Here is a 19,061-nt window from a genome sequence, read left to right as displayed (position 1 = left end):
AACACAATGATTATATAAGAATAATAATTCATCAATTTCCTACACACTTATGTTGTCCCTAAAAATATGCTAAATCCCTTATTTAAAAGAAAATTTCTATTCCTATTACATAAAAAAGCAAAACAAAAGACCTTATATTTCTATAAGGTCTTCGAAACAGAAATTTGATTATAACATAAGGAACTCCTTGGTTCAAAAAGTCCTTTCCAAAAATAACCGATAGTAAAGGCTTCCATTTGCTACGTAACAGTAATTAAAAAAAATTATATTTTGCAGAAAAAAAAACTATACTAGCTATTATTTATGAAAGAAATTCGGCTTCAAAATTTCATTTGGATACGGTTTATGATAAATATGAGTGGTAGCTGGCGACAACGGTGGAATGAGCCACACCCAATTACCTGTTACAACCCGTCCACATGCCGCTTCCTGCTTCTCAAATTGTTGAAATTGTTGTGCAGCTGTATGGTGATCCACAATACTAACTCCTTGTTTTTTAAAAGAATGTAAAACAGCCACGTTTAATTCAATTAGCGCCTTGTCTTTCCATAACGTACCGTTTCTCGATGTATCGAGCTTCATCATCTCCGCAACAGCCGGAAGTAAATTATAGCGATCATGATCCGCTAAGTTACGAGCCCCAATCTCCGTTCCCATATACCATCCATTGAACGGGGCTGACGTATAAGAAATACCGCCAATTTCTAAGCGCATATCTGAAATCATTGGAACCCCATACCATTTTGCTCCAAGTGACGAAATCGGGTATTCTGGGTGTTCAATTGGCACTTCTTTTACTTCTTCTCTCGGAATTTCTTTATATATAGGTGCCTTCCCGTTTATAGAAAACACAAGTGGCAATACATCGAAATTCGTACCTTCTCCTTGCCAGCCAAGTTCCTGACAAAAATCCGTAAACTCAGTGGAATGAGAGTCACCAATCACTCCCATTTCTGTTTTATATCCTGCATACCGAATCAATTGGTGATTATAAATTCGTATATTATTTTCTTCACCTTGATATTGCTTAAAAATTGTAATTGTCGGTTTAACTTTCCCATCGTTCGTTGCATATTTAATATGATGAATTAATGCATTGTATACACCTTCCTCATCATTTACTTCACGTGCATCTAATATGTGCATCTTACTCCAAAATAGTCTTCCGATACATCGATTACTATTGCGCCATGCCATTCGTGATCCATGAACAAGTTCTTCAAATGTATGCTCATACGTCCCCGTCTTCTCTATTTCAATTTGAATTTCTTTTATTCTCTCTTCTATGAATTGTTCTTTATTAAGCTCTTTATAGCAAACCGTAATAAAATGACTCGCTTCCTCTATTAATTGTTTCGTTTTACTCATAAACGATCTCCTTCTATTTCAACAAAACGTTACTACTTTACAGTATAAGCAAAAAGAATAAGAGTCACAAATGAAAATCGAAGTGTTACTTTTATTGTAATATTTTTCAGAAAATTAAAGAGATTACTATTGACTTGTATAAAAAATAGGTGTATTTTTGACTCAGGTAAATTATTTTTACCTAGACCAACTTTTTTAATAAGAAAGGGGGGAATGTTATGTCTTCATTTCAATTGCCAAAGCTTTCATATGACTATGATGAACTAGAGCCATATATCGATAGCAACACGCTTTCTATTCATCATGGAAAGCACCATGCGACATACGTAAATAACTTGAATGCCGCTTTAGAAAACTATACGGAATTACATAATAAATCTTTAGAAGAGTTACTATGTAATTTAAAAACTTTACCAAAAGAAATTGTTACAGCTGTCAGAAATAACGGTGGTGGACATTATTGTCATAGTCTTTTTTTGGAATTAATGAGCCCGCGAGGTAGCGGTGAGCCTAATGGAGACGTTGCAAAAGTAATTGATTATTATTTCAATATCTTTGACAACTTAAAAGATCAACTTTCCAAAGCAGCTATTAGTCGTTTTGGAAGTGGCTACGGATGGCTTGTTCTGGACGGTGAGGAACTTTCCGTTATGAGTACACCCAATCAAGATACACCTTTGCAAGAAGGTAAAATTCCATTACTCGTCATCGATGTATGGGAACATGCCTATTATTTAAAGTATCAAAATCGGCGTCCAGAATTTGTTACCAACTGGTGGCATACGGTGAACTGGGACCGGGTAAATGAAAAGTATTTACAAGCAATTCAATCACAAACACATTAGTCGTGCGTATAGGGTAAATTTGGTAATGTAAAATTAGTATTGTCGAAATCCTCCAGAATCCCCCGGATTGCCACCGGGGGATTTATGATTATTTCATTGTATTTATGTAATAAAGTAAAACTTTTTCCGTCTCTAATTTCAACTCTCGGAACGGGAATCCTAATTCACGAGCCTTTCCATTATGTAACGTACAATTAATCACTCCATTATAAGGAGCTATATTATCTCCTACTTCTTGAATGAGCGCTTTTATCCCGGTATTCTCTTCTATGAAACGAATAACTTCTCTGGTAGAAACCACCCCGTTACTACAAGCATTAATTGGCCCTTCTATGTCCTTCATCCCGCACCAAGCTAAAAATTCTCCTGCTTCTTTTTCATGTATAAATGACAACTCTCCATCTACATAATCCACAACGATAGACTCTTGTTTCACAACATGTTCAACGTAAAATTGTAATCTTTTCGTATAATCGTTTTCTCCAATAACGACGGGAAATCTTACCGCAACGACTGGGAATGTTGCATGTTGAAATAAAACTGCTTCAGCTAATCGCTTACCTTCACTATAATTGAAATCATTCCTACCTCCATACGTAATTGTATACTCGTACGGATTGAAGTTTTCTTCTAACAGGCCTAGCGCAGGCTCATAGACAGCCATTGAAGATGTCATAATGTATTTCTTCGTTTTTCCTTTTAGCACTTCACATATTATCTTCGCTGCATTCGAGCTATAGCATAAATTATCGTATACGATATCATAACTTTTACCTTCAAAACGCTCTTCTAGTAGCCTCTCATCTTCTCTATCTACAATCAGTCTTTTTACTGCACTTCCAAAGGGATCTTCAGTAACTCCCCTCGTCGCAATCGTTACATCATGTCCAGCTTGCAACAGTACTTCTACTAAATGTTTACCAAAAAATCTTGTTCCCCCTAGCACCAATACTTTTTTCACCTTCATCATCCCCGTTTTTACAAATTGTAAAATACTACCTCTATTATTATAAACGCTAAAATAAAAAAACATGGAATCAGTTTAACGATTCCATGTTTTTTCTACACACGATACATTAACGTACTCGATATTTAAAAATACAATAGCAGCAATATAAAATAGAAATTACTGATACATAAACCCATAGTTCATATATGAATCCCTCGCCCCATACTCCCATAAAATAAAAGAGTGAAGGCAACGTCAATGTTACCCACGATTGTACAAAAGCAATTCTGCCAAGATATTGATTGATATTCTTTTTTTGTGCATTTAATACAAAGAATAAATACCAAAGTAATGCCCACATAAACCATGTTAACGCATTAACAACATCGTGGAATTGAACAAATGAAACAACCATATAGAATAAAGCAATAATTGCTACCCAAATACAGAACCAGCCTAGTCCACTACTATCCATTCCTTTAATAAAAGTAACGCCTACATATAAATAAGTTAAACCAAATAAAAAAGTAGCCGCATATGAATATACCGTCCAATTACTTTGATCAGAAATCATAATCAAATAGAACGGAATGATAATTTGTAATGCCCCCACAAATAAATTAAAGACACCTGCACTTTTCATCTCTACTTTGCCTAATATGACAAGACTATTTAAAAATAAAGCTGCACCTGAAAGTAATAATCCTACGTAACCCATATATATTCGTGTGAAAATCTTTCCCTTTCACACTTTTAACCTCCCCACAATATAAAGTGATACTTTATCCCGCATTAACGAGCAGTAAAACTCCCACCTCAAAATTCAGCTAGAGCAAAGAAGTTAAGTGGGAGATCAACTGCCCGTAAAGCCCGATCGGTGAAGGCTAATAATCAGTGGGGATGAACAACCCCCACCCACTGATTAAAGTTTCACTTTATTATTTTTCTTCCTATTTAAAACTACATACATAATTTTTAACCTGAATAAGTTAGACTTCCTACCTTAAAAAATAACAAATTTAAAACGCTTTCAATAATAAATAACCCTATCAAAACATGAAATAGGATTCCTTGATTATAAACGTACTCTAACAATGATACAAGTGTTGGAATACTTTTCAATACTACGTTTTGAATTTCTATAAAAAATTAGTAGAATGATACATTTTCCCTATCTCATTCTATTAATTTTTTGCATAGAATATCGTACACTCATATTAATTTAGAAAGGTTTGATATTTATGCCTCTTCATTATCCAAATCATTTTGTTTTTCACTCCACAGGTGTATTAACAAGAGAGCCCGCAACTGTTTCAGCAGTAGTAAACATTGTAAATTTAGATGCATATTACACACACCATGTAACTATAGAGGTTTGGGATTGGTCTAACTATTCTAATCCTGTAAAATTACCTGTACTACTTGTTGAAAATACGGAAGTAGCATTCCCATATATTTTACAAGGCAACCACTTAGCAGTTTTTTATGCTGATTTAGATGACTCTATTGATTTGTATGAAATTCGTATTTCTTATCCTGGCCACTCCAATATTGTTGCAAATTGTTTTGGGCGAAGTATCCCGCCATATACAAGCCAAGAAGGTAATACAGTATACCATAAACAACTCGTTCGAATTCATTAAATCTCCCCCTATTATGTGAAAGGGGCTGGTCAGTAATACATTTATCTTTATAAGATAATCTTATTACTGACCTAAAGCGTGATAGTCAATCTTGATAGTTTCTCATTTTGAACACTTGCTATTTATATGAAGAAAGTAGTGGATCCTTCTTAAATTACTTTTGGATGTGGAGATCTATGTTCACACCAATAATTCAAATTTTACAAATTGATTTTCCTGAATTAGATCTTATTCATTCTGTATCGACAGGGTATGGTGGATTGCTTGGTGCTGCAATTAGTGCCAAGTCCGATATACCATTTATTCTAACTGAACACGGTATTTATTCTCGGGAGCGTGAAGAAGAAATACTACAATCTACTTGGATACCAATTGAATATAAAAAAAGATGGGTTTCTTTCTTTCATCACTTGTCTCATCAAGCATATGAACAAGCCGCTGATGTAATTACGTTGTTCGGCCGAAATAGTGCATATCAAAAAGAATTAGGTGCTCCGGCCCATAAACTAAAAATCGTTCCAAATGGCGTTACTTTATCTGACTATAAAGGGTTACGTAAACCAAAATACAATTCGGATAAACTCATCATTTCCGCTATTATACGAGTTGTGCCAATTAAAGATGTAAAAACAATGATTTATACAGCTAAATTATTATTAGAAAAAAATATTCCATTTATATTTTACTTACTAGGTCCTGATACAGAAGAAGCAGAATATGCTCAGGAATGTCGTGATTTAATTCAACAATTAGGATTAGAAGAGCATGTAATAATGACCGGCAAAGTAAATATTAAAGATTACTTAAAACAAACAGATATTCTCGTATTAACAAGTATATCTGAAGGACAACCATTAGCTATGTTAGAAGGAATGGCAGCAGGATTACCATGGGTTGTTACAGATGTCGGCTCTTGTAAGGAATTAATTTACGGACAAGATGAAGATCCTTACGGACAATGTGGATTTGTTGTACCACCTGTATCTCCTGAACAAGTTGCCATTCATTTAGAGTGGTATTATCGTCACCCTGAATCCATTCAACAATTTGGGGATAACGGGCGCAATCGTATTGAAGCGCACTATCAATTATCAGGTGTCGTTGATAGTTACCGTAAGCTTTACTTAGAAAGAGGTAAAAAAACATGGCAGGGATAGGGTTTCGTTTACAAAAATTATTCCAAGAAGACTACTATTCTTCCAGAATAAAAGCGTACGGATTTTCATTATTTGTTACAGCTGGTCCTTGGTTAGTCGTTATTTTAGCAGTAACGGCTATTCGATACATTTTAAGTTTGTTCCATTCTATTTCAATTGAGGAACAGCGCCTTTTTACAATTTCAATTTCATACTGCTTCATTTTTTCTCAAATCATATATGGTGCCTTGCAGCTCATCGTAACTAGATATGTGGCCGACCTTTTATACGAGCAAAAAGCTGATAAAGTATTTTCTTCCTTTTTAGGAATGACGAAAATCACACTTTTTTTAGCTATTATCTTATGGCTTTTGTTTGCAATTTTTACGCCATTAGCCTTGTATTATAAAATCGTGATGCTATTTTTATTTTTAGCTTTAAACATCATTTGGATTCAATCCATTTATTTAACAGCAGCTAAAGATTATCAGTCCATCGCTCTTGCATTTTTAATTGGTTCCATTTTCTCCTTATCTGGAATTGCGCTTATCGCTTACTGGCATCCAACACTTGGAATAGAACACGGATTGGCCCTATTACTTTTAATTTCTTTTACAATCGGGACTTTCATTACATTAGTGTGGTTAAGTATAGTTATTGTACGAATGTTTCCAAATAGTGATGCTACTGAACAATTTACCTTTCTTTCTTATTTAGATAAATATCCAGAACTATTTTGGTCAAGCTTACTTTACAATATTGGCATTTGGGTATGTAACTTTGTTATTTGGTTCGGAGAAGGGCGAGGAAATATTGAAAACACGTTTATTTATCATCAAATTTATGATACATCTGTTTTCTGGGCTTATTTAAGCATTATCCCAACCTATATTTTCTTCGTAGTATCCATTGAAACAAGATTTTATGAACGGTATAAGAAGTTCTTCGGTTCAGTTAACAATGGGGCGACATTAAATACAATTTTACAATTAAAAGAATCAATGAACTTTGTCCTAAAGCAAGAAATGGAACGAATACTTCGTAATCAAGGTATTTTTTCTTTACTTATTATTTTTATAATATGGATGTTTAGTTCACAATCTGGGAACGTAACACTTGAATACTCTATTTTGCAGCTGACTATAATTGGTGCTTATGCAAACGGGATGGTCCTTGTTATCACGTTACTACTCTTATATTTTGAAGATCGTAAAGGGGCATTTCGAACATCAGCCCTGTTCTTTTCTGCAAATTTGTTATTAAGTCTTCTTCTACTTCCATTTGGGTTCAATGGTTACGGTATTAGTTTTGCACTTGGATCTTCTATTACATTCTTATATGCTATTTCTAGACTCTTTACTTACATTAAAGATATTGATTACTATACGTTTTGTCAGTCAAATACTCCTATAAAAAGGCGAACTTTCTTTACTAAATTTGCTAATAAACTTAATGGAAATAAATAAATAAAAATGACCTTTTGCTCCCGCAAAAGGTCATTTTTTTATCTGGTTATTAAACTTCTAGATAGCCATTTTTGTTATTTGATTGCCATCTCCAAGAGTCTGCACACATCTCTTCTAATCCGCGTTTTGCTTCCCATCCTAATTCACGCTTCGCTTTCGATGCATCTGCAAAACATACTGCCACATCACCAGGTCGACGCTCCGTAATTTTATAAGGAACTTCTTTGCCCGAAACCTTTTCAAATGCTTCAACCATTTCCAACACACTATAACCAGTACCTGTACCGAGATTGTATGCATCTATCCCAGTAGTGCCAAGTACCTTTTCAAGCGCCTTTACATGGCCATTTGCTAAGTCTACAACATGAATATAATCACGGACACCCGTGCCATCTTTTGTTGGATAGTCATTTCCAAATACACTTAATTCCTCTAACTTCCCTACTGCTACTTGCGTTACATATGGCATTAAGTTATTTGGAATTCCGTTTGGATCTTCTCCAATACGTCCACTTTCATGTGCACCAAATGGGTTGAAATAACGAAGTAATGCAATACTCCATCCTGCATCCGCAAATGCTACGTCACGCATAATTTGTTCAATCATTAATTTCGTTTGACCATATGGATTCGTTGCACTTAATGGAAACTCCTCCGTAATTGGTGATGTTTCTGGAATACCATACACTGTTGCAGACGAACTGAAGATCATCTTCTTCACATCATGCTTCTGCATCACTTCACATAATACTAATGTGCTTGTAATGTTGTTATGATAATACGTTAACGGAATTTCTACTGATTCCCCTACAGCCTTAAAGCCTGCAAAGTGAATAACAGCTTCAATTGTATTTTCTTCAAAAATCGTATCAAGTGCTTCTCGATTTAAAATATCTTCTTTATAAAATTTAAACTGTTTTCCTGTTATCTCTGTCACTCGATTTATAGACTCTACTGAGCTATTCGAAAGATTATCTACTACTATAATTTCGTAACCGTTTTTTAGTAATTCTACGCATGTATGACTACCAATATATCCTGCTCCACCTGTTACAAGTATTGCCATAATTATAGTCCTCCATATTTCATTCATTATAAACTTCTCAAAGTATATCACATATTTCTTATCATATGTTTATTATGCGAACACAGAAACTTACATTTTATCCCATGATTTTTAGTACAATACACGATTCAAATCAGGTAATAAAAAAACGCCACATAACAGACATCGCGTGGCGTTTTTTAATCAAATTACGTAACAATATACACTTAGAAAATGTGCAAGACTACCTAACAATACAAAAACATGAAAAATTTCATGGTGTCCCATATATTTAAACTCCAACCATTTTGGCTTCGCACCGTAAATAAACCCACCAATTGTATAAAAAATGCCTCCAAGTACTAAGAAAATAATACCTCCTGTACTTAGATTCTCAGCTAGCGGTGCAAAGAATAGAACAATTAACCAACCCATCAGAAGATAAATTGCTGTCGATAACCATCTTGGACAATTAAACCAAAACATTTTAAAAGCAATACCACAAATTGCCGTTGCATAAACTAAACAAAATAATAGTAAACCATTTGCCGAATTTAATGTAATTAAGCAAAAGGGTGCATATGTACCTGCAATTAATATGAAAATCATAGAATGATCTAGCTTCCTAAAGAAATAAATAACACGTTCACTGGCTACGACACTATGATACACAGCTGATGCCATATAAAGGACCATCATCCCGATACCGAATAAAATAACAGCTGTAATTGCAGCAACAGATGGCATCTTAACAGAAACTTTCACAAGCATAGCTAATAATGCAATAAATGATAATACAGCTCCTCCTAAGTGAGTAAATGCATTAACCGGTTCTCTTACATAAACATTCATATAAACACCCCTCATATAATTACATGTAGTTTTCATAACTACATGTAATTATATACGTATTATCCGTGCGGGTCAACATTTACAATTCATTTGTTTCGTAATACCATATTTAAAGATATACTAAACATTAAGTTCCACTAAGTTATAAAAGTGAGGGGTTCTACGTGGAAAATATAAATAAATTACTTGAATCATTACATTTAGAAAAAAGTATTAAACTTGAGGATATCCCAAATGTCGACTTATATGTAGACCAAGTTGTCCAACTATTTGAGAATACTTATGCGGATACAACGAGAACTGATGATGAAAAAGTATTAACAAAAACAATGATTAACAATTACGCAAAAGGGAAATTATTCATCCCTATCAAAAATAAAAAGTATTCAAAAGAACATATGATTTTAATCAGCTTAATTTATCAATTAAAAGGAGCTCTTTCCATTAATGATATAAAAAGCTCCTTAGAAAATATAAATGCACCGTTAATAAACGATGATACATTCGAATTAAATACTCTATATAAAGATTACCTTTCTCTTACTGACACCAATGTGGAAAGCTTTAAGCAAGACGTGAATAACCGTGTTAAGGAAGTAAACGAGGTTTCTTCCTTAGAAGATCCAAAGCTAGAAAAGCTTTTATTACTAACATCCTTCGTGACTATGAGTAATATGTATAGACGTTTAGCAGAGAAACTAGTTGATGACCTCAAAGAAACTTAAACAAAAAAACTATCCACCTGTTAGAGGTGGATAGTTTTTTTGTTTACTTAATTGCTTCATGAACCTTTAATTGTTTCCCTTTAATCGTTGTGTTTTTCATATTTTTTAAAACAAGTGGTCCTTTTCCATTTAATATTTCAACGTAAGAAACATTGTCTTGTATTGTAATAATTCCTATATCTTCTGCTGTAACACCTTTAATTTTAGCAATTGTACCGACGAAATCTACCGCCCTAATTTTCTTTTTCTTCCCGCCATTAAAGTACAATTTCATAATTCCTTTGTTTAGGTCTGCATTTTTATCTTTCTTTATAATTGGTTTAGCATGTATCTTTTCCTCAAATACTGCTTTCCCTTTCATAACTTCTTCTTTTGAAGGTGCAAGTGCCTTTGGAATTTCAAAGCCAATGTACTCCTCAATCTCTTCTAAAAATCTATTTTCATACGGCGTCATGAATGTAATAGCTTTCCCGTTATTACCAGCTCGTCCCGTTCTTCCCGTACGATGTACATAACTTTCTTTTTCTAATGGAATATCATAGTTAATAACATGTGTAATATTATCAATATCAATTCCTCTAGCAGCTACGTCTGTCGCTACTAAATAACGGAACTTTCCTTTTCTAAAATCGTCCATAACTTCAAAACGATCTTCTTGTACCATACCACCATGTATTTTTTCACAAGGATAGTTAACCCGCTTTAACTGCTGAAATACGTGATCTACATTTTCTTGCGTACGGCAAAAAATAATACAACTATCTGGATTCTCAATCGTTGTTACATCTTTAAGAAGTGAAAGCTTCTCCTCTTCTCTCATCTCAAAAAGTGTATGTTCAATTTTATCTGTTGTAATCCCGGTAGCCTTAATTTCAATATGCGTTGGCGAATCCATATACGTACGAGATAACTTTTCAACATCTTTTGGAAGTGTTGCTGAAAATAGCATTGTCATTCGTTTTTTAGGTAATTCGTCAATAATTGCCTCTACTTGATCGATAAAACCCATATTCAGCATTTCATCCGCTTCATCAATAACTAAATACTTCAAACAATCTAAAGAAAGGGTACCTTTTTCAATATGATCTAACACACGGCCAGGAGTCCCAACTACAATATGTGTTTTTTGCTTTAACTCTAATTTTTGACGTGCAAATGGAGATTTACCATAAACTGCAGCGGCCTTAATTCTTTTGAAACGACCTATATTCGTAATATCTTCTTTTACTTGCACCGCAAGCTCTCTCGTCGGTGTTAAAACTAAAGCTTGTGGCTTATTCTCTTCCCACTCCACCATTTCACAAAGTGGTATGCCAAATGAAGCGGTTTTTCCACTTCCAGTCTGTGATTTCACGACAAGGTCTTTCTTTTGCAAGGCAACTGGAATAACCTCTCCTTGCACTTCCGTTGGATGTTCATATCCTAAACCAGTAAGTGCTCTTACAATTTCTTTACTTAATGCATAATCGGTAAAACTTCTTTTGCTCATGTAATAACCTCATTTTATTCTGTATTTAATAATTATATTTTTTATTCCCCTACATTTAATTATACTAAGAGGATATATCAAACTAATATTTTTAATTCGCTAAAATATCAACTTAACCTAAGTATAACTCTTTTTATATTGTTTTTTAAAACAACATAATAAAGGACAGTCTTAATAATAAGCCTGTCCACCTACATAACGGAAAATATTTTCTTTTCAGATTTTTTCTTTACGGAACTAGCCTTTTTACAACCGGTATTCTTTGCAATACTAAAGTTATTAACATACTAAGGACAAGTGTAATAATTACATTTATAGGTATTGCCAATATTGCATGTACATGTGCATTCACCTTTGGAATGACCATGTATAGATAATTATTTAATAAGAAAAAGTGAAGAATATAAATCCCAAGACTTGCTTGGTTTATGCCACGTAATAAAAATGGTAATTGTCTTTCTGAATTTTGGAAAGCATATTTGAAAAAGACAAATAACCCAATTGCCATAAGTACAACACCCGGAGCAAAATATTCATACCAATATTGATCCAGCTGTCCATTAGCTTTGACTGTATAATGATATGTAATAAAGAACGTACCAATAAATCCTGCAAGTCCTCCAATATAAGAAATATTTCTCCATTTTTTCACAATATCATAATTCGATAAGTAATAACCAAGTAGAAAATATCCTACATAATTTGTAACATAAAATAATTCAATATTAAAGTTGATAGGATAATAATAGTTTACTAGTTTAACTATTACAGATGCATATAGCCATAAAATTAAAAAATATTCTATCTCTCTCTTCTTAGCATTTTTCACAAATACTTTCAGTAAAGGTGCGATTAAATATATTCCTACAATCATATATAAGAACCATAGATGTAACCCAATACTATTTGTTAAAAAGTACTTTATCCCTTGCTTTAAAGAAGCCGGAAAATATCCTACGCAAGCCCCATAGATATAAAATATAGCACTCCAACCTATCAAAGGTATAATCACTTTACTTGCACGTTTCTTTAAAAATTCCCCAATAGAAGTATCTTTTGTTCCCTTTAATAATAGCGCTCCACTAATCATTACAAAAATTGGTACACTAGCACGCGAAAGTGAGTCGTAAAAATTACCAGCCAGCCAACGCGATACGTTATTTGAATCTAATGTAGAAACATAACCAGCAGCAACGTGAATTGTAACAACCGCAATTGTCGCTAATACACGTAGCCAATCCATATACACTAATCGTCCCATAAAATCTCCCCTAAATTAATATATTTCTCTATTATTCTCCCTACATAATTCTACAGTAATCGATTACACATTAAAATACATTGTAGCCATATAAATCCAAAAATATTAAATAAGCTTTATTTTTTAAAATTAAACATTAAAACCTTTGACTTATTACTAAAAATACTGTAAATTATCATTTGGACGAACGTTTTTAAAGAAACTAAATAAAATATTCGTATTTTAGGGGTGAAATGATGGAAAATGTATTTGATTATGAAGACATTCAATTAATTCCTGCAAAATGTATTGTAAATAGCCGATCTGAGTGTGATACAACTGTCACTTTAGGAAAACATAAATTTAAATTACCTGTCGTACCTGCAAATATGCAAACGATTATTGATGAAAGAATCGCAACTTATTTAGCTGAAAATAATTACTTCTACATCATGCATCGTTTCCAACCAGAGAAACGCATCTCATTTATTAGAGATATGCAATCACGTGGATTAATTGCTTCAATCAGCGTTGGTGTTAAAGAAGACGAGTACGAATTCGTACAACAATTAGCTGCTGAGAAACTTTCACCTGAATACATTACAATCGATATCGCGCATGGTCACTCTAATGCTGTGATCAACATGATTCAACATATTAAAAAACATTTACCAGAAAGCTTCGTTATCGCTGGAAACGTTGGAACTCCAGAAGCGGTAAGAGAATTAGAAAACGCTGGTGCTGATGCAACAAAAGTTGGCATTGGACCTGGTAAAGTTTGTATTACTAAAATTAAAACAGGCTTTGGAACTGGCGGTTGGCAGCTAGCTGCACTTCGCTGGTGTGCAAAAGCTGCAAGTAAGCCAATTATCGCTGACGGTGGTATTCGTACACATGGCGACGTAGCTAAATCAATTCGATTTGGAGCAACTATGGTTATGGTCGGTTCTCTATTCGCAGGTCATGAAGAGTCTCCAGGGGAAACAATCGAAAAAGATGGCAAACTTTATAAAGAGTACTTCGGTTCAGCTTCTGAATTCCAAAAAGGTGAGAAGAAAAACGTTGAAGGTAAGAAAATGTTCGTTGAGCATAAAGGTTCTTTAGAAGACACTTTAATCGAAATGGAACAAGATCTTCAATCCTCTATCTCTTACGCTGGCGGAACAAAATTAGACTCAATTCGTACTGTAGATTATGTAGTCGTGAAAAACTCTATTTTCAACGGTGACAAAGTATATTAATTTATAAATTTAACTAGAAGGACAAGCATTTTTTATGCTTGTCCTTCTTTTTCATGTATAAAAATGTAAAATATTTTCATTTCACTGAATTTTCTAGTATCATGTTTTTAGATACTTATAATAAGGGGGATATAACAAATGAAAAATGTAATTGAGAAACGCCTTATTCGCGCGGAAGTCTCTACTGAATTGACATGGGACCTTTCTGATTTATACGAATCTGATAAAGAGTGGGAAACTGCATTACGTGTATTAACAGCCGATATAAAAAAACTTGATGCATTTAAAGGACAATTACACACTAGCCCCGCTACCTTATTAAATTGCCTACTTTTAGAAGAAGAGCTTTTAATGAAGCTAACAAAAATCGGCGCATATGCAAATTTAAAAGAATCCGCTGATCGTACAGATTCAGTTATTCAAGCGAACTCTTCCAAAATTTCCGCTCTAGGAACGAATGTACATACCGCACTATCCTTTATTCATAACGAAATTCTCTCATTTGAGGAGGGAACAATTGAAAAATATTTAACTGAGGAAATAAAACTTGAACCTTTCCGTAAATCATTACTAGAGATACTCAAAAAGAGGCAGCACACTCTCTCTCCTGAAACAGAAGAAGCTCTTGCTGCACTCGGTGAAGTTCATAGTTCACCCTACAAAATTTACGGCATGACTAAATTAGCCGATATGGATTTCCCTTCTATACAAGATGAACAGGGAAATGATTTGCCTGTATCGTTTGCATTATTCGAAAGCAAATATGAGTTTTCTCCAAGCGCATATATACGTAAAAAAGCATATTCATCATTTGTTTCCACATTGAAACGATATAAAAATACAGTTGCAACAACATATGCTACTGAAGTAAAAAAACAAGTGGCGCTTTCTCGTTTGCGCAAGTACGAGTCCGTTACCCATATGCTTTTAGAACCTCAAAAAGTTCCACTTGAAATGTATAACAACCAACTAGATATTATTTATAACGAATTAGCGCCTCATATGCGCCGTTTTGCAGATTTAAAAAAGAATGTATTAGGGCTTGATCAAATGCTTTTCTGTGACTTACATGCACCGTTAGATCCTGAATTTAATCCAACAATCACTTACGAAGAAGCTGGCAAACTCATTCAAGATTCTTTAAAAGTATTAGGAAATGAATATAGTTCCATTATCGAAAAGGGCTTCAAAGGAAGATGGGTAGACCTTGCAGATAACGTAGGAAAATCAACAGGTGCCTTCTGCTCTAGCCCATACGGTTCTCACCCTTATATTTTAATTACATGGCAGGGTACGATGCGCGGGTGTTTCACATTAGCTCATGAATTTGGACATGCTGGTCATTTTTATTTAGCAAATAAAAATCAGCGTATTATGAATGTGCGTCCATCTATGTACTTCGTTGAAGCTCCATCAACAATGAATGAATTACTATTAGCCCAGTATTTACTTGCGACTACTGAAGATAAGAGAATGCGCAGATGGGTTATTCTGCAACTACTCGGCACATATTACCACAACTTCGTAACCCATCTACTTGAGGGAGAATATCAAAGAAGAGTATACGCTCTAGCAGAAGAAGGGCAAGCACTCACAGCTACAACTTTAACTGAAATAAAAACGAAGGTCCTTTCGACATTCTGGGGAGATTCCGTAGAAATTGATGAAGGCGCTGGTTTAACATGGATGCGTCAACCTCACTATTATATGGGCTTATATTCTTACACATATTCTGCGGGACTAACTGCTTCTACCGCTGTAGCTCAAATGATTAAAGAAGAGGGACAACCTGCTGTTGATCGCTGGCTTGATGTACTCCGTGCAGGCGGTACAATGAAACCACTTGAATTAATGAAACACGCTGGAGTTGACATGTCAAAACCAGATGCAATCCGTAAAGCCGTTTCTTACGTCGGTTCCTTAATTGATGAATTAGAACGTTCTTATCAAGAATAAAAATAAGCCCTCGCTTTATGAGGGCTTATTCTATATTTACTTTCCAAATCTTTTGCGGTATCCGCACTTTCTACATAGTTCTTCTACTGCAACCCTTTTTGAAAATCCATCCACAATATTGTTCGCTCTTTCACCTTCAATAATATTAGAGAATGAATCATTATTAATATTTCCAAGATTAATAATTCCCTCACCATCTAGACAACAAGGAATAACCGTTCCGTTCGCTAAGATTCCAGCCTGATTTCGAAGACCATGACAGAATCCTTTTCCATCATCCTCTTCTTCATGCAATGCCGGCCACTGGAATTCATAGTCTTGATTAATAAAGACGCGTTCCGCAATTTTTATACCTTTTCCCGGTGTAAGCTTCTCTTCAATTTGATAAGATAGATCAAACTCATTTTCAATTATAGATAATAAATCCCTATTTTTTTGGATTTCAGCATTTGTTTTATTATCCTGAGTTAAATTCCATAATCTTAGCGAAACGATTAAGTCCGATTGACTTGTTGCCTCTCTAATGAAAGAAAGTATACTCCTTACATAGCCCTCTTTATCTTGCGAACCTGGGTGTCCATCAAAACTGTGCAGTGAAAAATTCATTTGTCTTAACGCAGGCTTATTTAACAGTCTATGCCTTCTCTTATTAATTAACGTTCCGTTCGTTGTAATATTAACTTTAAACCCTTTTTCATGGCTTAAATCTAATAGTTGATCTATTTTCGGATGGAGCAACGGCTCACCCTTCACGTGCAAATAAATGTAGTCTGTGTGAGGTTTAATTTGGTCTAATCTTTTAGCAAAATCCTCTACAGAAATGAATTGCTTCTGCCTTTCCGTCGGCGGACAAAAGCTGCACGCAAGATTACATACACTCGTAATCTCCAAGTAAAACTTCTTAAACTTCTTCACCTTTAATTCCTCACTTCTATGACTACTTATACTTTTTCCCTCTTCATATTACAGCATATTTTTTTAGAAATAGAAACATACTTATTTTAGGAAATCTACATACCATCTATTAATGTTTAAAAGACCATCGGTGATTTTTGTCCAATGGTCTTTTTTACTCTTTATATACAAATGAAAAATTTATTTATGATACGGTTCACCACGATTAATCCGAAACGCTCTATACACCTGCTCAAGCAATACTAATCGCATTAATTGATGTGGTAATGTCATCTTCGAAAAAGAAAGAGATTCGTTTGAACGCTTCATTACTTCAGAACTAAGCCCCAGTGATCCACCAATTACAAATGTGATCTTGCTCTTTCCATATGTAGCAAGGCGATCTATACTTACCGCAAATTCTTCTGATGATTTTTGTTTTCCTTCTATAGCTAACGCAATGACATGCGTATCATCAGAAATTTTATCCAGTATACGAATACCTTCTTTTTCTTTTACAATTAACATTTCTGCTGCACTTAAATTTTCTGGTGCCTTTTCATCTGGCAATTCAATTACTTCTACTTTTGCGTAAGAAGATAATCGTTTTAAGTATTCTGCTATACCTTGTTTTAAGTATTTTTCTTTTAATTTTCCGATTGAAATAATCGAGATATTCACATTTATTCCCCACCTTACAAACACGTTATCCACAGGACTTATCCACATATCCACAAATGTTACCCACATATTGTGTGAGAATCTGTGTTCGATACAACATATGTCGCCTCATTTTGACAAAATTCACATGTTTTTTTCTCTTCTTTAGAGTTATCCACATTGTTAATAACCGGTGCGACTTCACACTCATCCACAATGATATCTAATGCTAATTCAACATGTTCTAAACAACAAGGTAAATTCATATTCCTCACCTCACTTTTCTACAATAGAAAACAGGAGGTAGGCCCTCCTGTTTTTAATACTTTTGAATGCCTAATTTCACCGTTGTTGTCGCTCGTTTTGTACCACGATAAAACGTAAGAGTCATTTTATCATTAATTTTTTTATTATATAAGGCCGTGCGGAACCCAATAATATCGTGCACCGCTTTTCCATCTACCGCCACAATAACATCATGTTCTCTAAGACCCGCATCCGTACCTGGCGAAGGACTTTTCACATCTAAAATGCAGACTCCTTCTGTTACGTTACCTGGTAAGTGTAATGTTTTTGACCAATAGTAACTCGGAATCTCATTTAATGATCTTAGTTCAATCCCAACGTAAGGTCTTCTTACTTTACCGTACTTTTCTAGTTCATTCATAATAGGAACAGCTCTCGTAACTGGAATAGCTAATCCAATTCCTTCTACTTCTTTTGCTGCAATTTTCATTGAGTTAATGCCTATTAATTGTCCCGCTACATTTACAAGCGCTCCACCACTATTACCTGGATTAATTGCCGCATCTGTTTGCAATACTTCTACTTGCCAATCGTAATGTCCATCTTGATCTAAATCTACAGGAACAATACGCTCATTAGCCGAAATAATACCTTGTGTGACAGTTCCGGAAAATTGTAACCCCAGTGGATTTCCAATCGCAATAACTGGTTCTCCTCTACGAACGGTATTAGAGTCGCCAATTTCAATCACTTTCTTCACATGCTTCGCATCTATTTCTAGTACAGCTAAGTCAGTGACTACATCGGTTCCTAATACTTTACCTGGAATTTTCTTACCGTCACTTAAGCTCACTTCAATACGATTCGCCCCAGCAACAACGTGGTTATTCGTTACAATATACGCATGTCCATCTGTTCTCTTATAAATCACACCAGAGCCTGTACCAGCTTCCGAATCAGCCTCCGAAAAATTGTCTCGTTGAATATTAATAACACCAACAACAGCCTCTGAAGCACGATCCACAGCGTCTACAAAGCTAATCTGTTTAACAGGAACATTTCCACTTTGAGCTTCAGCCATATTTTTTTCACTTGCTTCAGCTTGCGGAAGCTTACCTGCATGATTTGAAAATAAAGGAGCTCCAAATGCAAATAATGAAGCCCCTACAATTGTCCCCGCTATGCTAGAAATGACAATACCTTTATGTTTCTTTTTGCCTGCACGTTTAATACGATATTTTTCTTCATCAATAAAGGACATATTTGTTCACCTATCTTCCTGAAAACAACTATATTCACCTTTATT

17 protein-coding genes and 1 pseudogene are annotated in these 19,061 nt (G+C 34.6%); 7 read left to right on the top strand and 11 right to left on the bottom strand.

Going from position 1 to position 19,061, the window contains the following annotated elements:
* Positions 1-297: 297 nt before the first annotated feature.
* Positions 298-1,368 (bottom strand): nitric oxide synthase oxygenase, encoded by a 1,071-nt coding sequence (locus MKX66_RS20105; protein WP_002034978.1) that lies wholly within the window; start codon positions 1,366-1,368, stop codon positions 298-300.
* A 218-nt stretch (positions 1,369-1,586) separates the two neighbouring features.
* Between MKX66_RS20105 and sodA the strand changes: the two genes are divergently transcribed.
* Positions 1,587-2,213 (top strand): superoxide dismutase [Mn], encoded by a 627-nt coding sequence (gene sodA / locus MKX66_RS20100; RefSeq protein WP_215590539.1) that lies wholly within the window; start codon positions 1,587-1,589, stop codon positions 2,211-2,213.
* Positions 2,214-2,301: 88 nt separating this feature from the next.
* Here the strand turns inward: sodA and MKX66_RS20095 are convergent, their stop codons facing one another.
* On the bottom strand, positions 2,302-3,246 hold the full coding sequence (locus MKX66_RS20095; RefSeq protein ID WP_193652234.1) for an NAD-dependent epimerase/dehydratase family protein: 945 nt from the start codon (positions 3,244-3,246) through the stop codon (positions 2,302-2,304).
* 43 nt (positions 3,247-3,289) lie between these two features.
* On the bottom strand, positions 3,290-3,880 hold the full coding sequence (locus MKX66_RS20090; RefSeq protein WP_061673851.1) for an AmiS/UreI family transporter: 591 nt from the start codon (positions 3,878-3,880) through the stop codon (positions 3,290-3,292).
* Positions 3,881-4,403: 523 nt separating this feature from the next.
* On the opposite strand from MKX66_RS20090, the gene MKX66_RS20085 reads away from it, so the two are divergent.
* The 3 genes and pseudogenes from MKX66_RS20085 (at position 4,404) to pelG (ending at position 7,407) form a co-directional block, all read left to right on the top strand.
* Positions 4,404-4,805, top strand: coding sequence for a hypothetical protein (locus tag MKX66_RS20085; RefSeq protein ID WP_193652235.1), 402 nt, complete (start codon positions 4,404-4,406; stop codon positions 4,803-4,805).
* Positions 4,806-4,909: 104 nt separating this feature from the next.
* A pseudogene (gene pelF, locus MKX66_RS20080) lies at positions 4,910-5,962 on the top strand (GT4 family glycosyltransferase PelF); the annotation flags it as partial.
* On the top strand, positions 5,950-7,407 hold the full coding sequence (pelG, locus tag MKX66_RS20075; protein ID WP_002167287.1) for an exopolysaccharide Pel transporter PelG: 1,458 nt from the start codon (positions 5,950-5,952) through the stop codon (positions 7,405-7,407). The pseudogene pelF and the gene pelG, both read left to right, overlap by 13 nt.
* A 49-nt stretch (positions 7,408-7,456) precedes the next feature.
* Here pelG and galE read toward each other — a convergent pair whose 3' ends face one another.
* Positions 7,457-8,473: a UDP-glucose 4-epimerase GalE gene (gene galE / locus MKX66_RS20070; RefSeq protein WP_002035009.1), complete on the bottom strand. Its 1,017-nt coding sequence runs from the start codon at positions 8,471-8,473 to the stop codon at positions 7,457-7,459.
* A gap of 183 nt (positions 8,474-8,656) precedes the next feature.
* Positions 8,657-9,304 carry a PAQR family membrane homeostasis protein TrhA gene (gene trhA / locus MKX66_RS20065; RefSeq protein ID WP_002016441.1) on the bottom strand — a complete coding sequence of 216 codons (648 nt, stop codon included), beginning with the start codon at positions 9,302-9,304 and terminating at the stop codon, positions 8,657-8,659.
* A 164-nt stretch (positions 9,305-9,468) separates the two neighbouring features.
* Here trhA and MKX66_RS20060 point away from each other — a divergent pair, with 164 nt between their 5' ends.
* Entirely contained in the window at positions 9,469-10,029 is a 561-nt protein-coding gene (locus MKX66_RS20060; RefSeq protein WP_098635878.1) for a DUF1836 domain-containing protein, read from the top strand.
* A gap of 43 nt (positions 10,030-10,072) precedes the next feature.
* Here the strand turns inward: MKX66_RS20060 and MKX66_RS20055 are convergent, their stop codons facing one another.
* Both MKX66_RS20055 and MKX66_RS20050 read right to left on the bottom strand, forming a co-directional pair.
* Positions 10,073-11,518, bottom strand: coding sequence for a DEAD/DEAH box helicase (locus MKX66_RS20055; protein ID WP_326996678.1), 1,446 nt, complete (start codon positions 11,516-11,518; stop codon positions 10,073-10,075).
* Positions 11,519-11,747: 229 nt separating this feature from the next.
* A complete protein-coding gene (locus MKX66_RS20050; RefSeq protein ID WP_061673858.1) occupies positions 11,748-12,779 on the bottom strand; it encodes an acyltransferase in 1,032 nt (343 codons plus the stop codon).
* A 236-nt stretch (positions 12,780-13,015) separates the two neighbouring features.
* Between MKX66_RS20050 and guaC the strand changes: the two genes are divergently transcribed.
* Together guaC and pepF are read left to right on the top strand one after the other, a co-directional pair.
* The gene (gene guaC, locus MKX66_RS20045) at positions 13,016-13,999 is read left to right on the top strand and encodes a GMP reductase (RefSeq protein WP_033708487.1); all 984 of its coding nucleotides are present in this window, start codon (positions 13,016-13,018) and stop codon (positions 13,997-13,999) included.
* Positions 14,000-14,137: 138 nt separating this feature from the next.
* Positions 14,138-15,955 carry an oligoendopeptidase F gene (gene pepF / locus MKX66_RS20040; RefSeq protein ID WP_326996677.1) on the top strand — a complete coding sequence of 606 codons (1,818 nt, stop codon included), beginning with the start codon at positions 14,138-14,140 and terminating at the stop codon, positions 15,953-15,955.
* Positions 15,956-15,991: 36 nt separating this feature from the next.
* Here the strand turns inward: pepF and MKX66_RS20035 are convergent, their stop codons facing one another.
* From MKX66_RS20035 to MKX66_RS20020, 4 genes are all read right to left on the bottom strand, one after another.
* A complete protein-coding gene (locus MKX66_RS20035) occupies positions 15,992-16,870 on the bottom strand; it encodes a radical SAM/SPASM domain-containing protein (RefSeq protein ID WP_002016446.1) in 879 nt (292 codons plus the stop codon).
* A 180-nt stretch (positions 16,871-17,050) separates the two neighbouring features.
* Positions 17,051-17,530: a 23S rRNA (pseudouridine(1915)-N(3))-methyltransferase RlmH gene (gene rlmH / locus MKX66_RS20030; RefSeq protein ID WP_002130178.1), complete on the bottom strand. Its 480-nt coding sequence runs from the start codon at positions 17,528-17,530 to the stop codon at positions 17,051-17,053.
* 59 nt (positions 17,531-17,589) lie between these two features.
* Entirely contained in the window at positions 17,590-17,775 is a 186-nt protein-coding gene (locus MKX66_RS20025; RefSeq protein ID WP_002035001.1) for a CxxH/CxxC protein, read from the bottom strand.
* Between the two features lie 53 nt (positions 17,776-17,828).
* Complete coding sequence (locus MKX66_RS20020; protein ID WP_002035000.1) at positions 17,829-19,016, bottom strand: S1C family serine protease; 1,188 nt, start codon at positions 19,014-19,016, stop codon at positions 17,829-17,831.
* Positions 19,017-19,061 lie beyond the last annotated feature (45 nt).

The organism is Bacillus sp. FSL R9-9530 (genome assembly GCF_038008145.1).
Taxonomy (GTDB): Bacteria; Bacillota; Bacilli; order Bacillales; family Bacillaceae_G; genus Bacillus_A; species Bacillus_A mycoides.
The sequence above is the reverse complement of the archived record's forward strand: the minus strand, read 5'-3'. Positions and strand labels throughout refer to the sequence as shown.

Bases quoted from the DNA above. Each gene is read 5' to 3' on its own strand.
- MKX66_RS20105 (WP_002034978.1), bottom strand. From the start codon at position 1,368: ATGAGTAAAACGAAACAATTAATAGAGGAAGCGAGTCATTTTATTACG.
- sodA (WP_215590539.1), top strand. From the start codon at position 1,587: ATGTCTTCATTTCAATTGCCAAAGCTTTCATATGACTATGATGAACTA.
- MKX66_RS20095 (WP_193652234.1), bottom strand. From the start codon at position 3,246: ATGTTTTTTTATTTTAGCGTTTATAATAATAGAGGTAGTATTTTACAA.
- MKX66_RS20090 (WP_061673851.1), bottom strand. From the start codon at position 3,880: ATGGGTTACGTAGGATTATTACTTTCAGGTGCAGCTTTATTTTTAAAT.
- MKX66_RS20085 (WP_193652235.1), top strand. From the start codon at position 4,404: ATGCCTCTTCATTATCCAAATCATTTTGTTTTTCACTCCACAGGTGTA.
- pelG (WP_002167287.1), top strand. From the start codon at position 5,950: ATGGCAGGGATAGGGTTTCGTTTACAAAAATTATTCCAAGAAGACTAC.
- galE (WP_002035009.1), bottom strand. From the start codon at position 8,473: ATGGCAATACTTGTAACAGGTGGAGCAGGATATATTGGTAGTCATACA.
- trhA (WP_002016441.1), bottom strand. From the start codon at position 9,304: ATGAATGTTTATGTAAGAGAACCGGTTAATGCATTTACTCACTTAGGA.
- MKX66_RS20055 (WP_326996678.1), bottom strand. From the start codon at position 11,518: ATGAGCAAAAGAAGTTTTACCGATTATGCATTAAGTAAAGAAATTGTA.
- MKX66_RS20050 (WP_061673858.1), bottom strand. From the start codon at position 12,779: ATGGGACGATTAGTGTATATGGATTGGCTACGTGTATTAGCGACAATT.
- guaC (WP_033708487.1), top strand. From the start codon at position 13,016: ATGGAAAATGTATTTGATTATGAAGACATTCAATTAATTCCTGCAAAA.
- pepF (WP_326996677.1), top strand. From the start codon at position 14,138: ATGAAAAATGTAATTGAGAAACGCCTTATTCGCGCGGAAGTCTCTACT.
- MKX66_RS20025 (WP_002035001.1), bottom strand. From the start codon at position 17,775: ATGAATTTACCTTGTTGTTTAGAACATGTTGAATTAGCATTAGATATC.
- MKX66_RS20020 (WP_002035000.1), bottom strand. From the start codon at position 19,016: ATGTCCTTTATTGATGAAGAAAAATATCGTATTAAACGTGCAGGCAAA.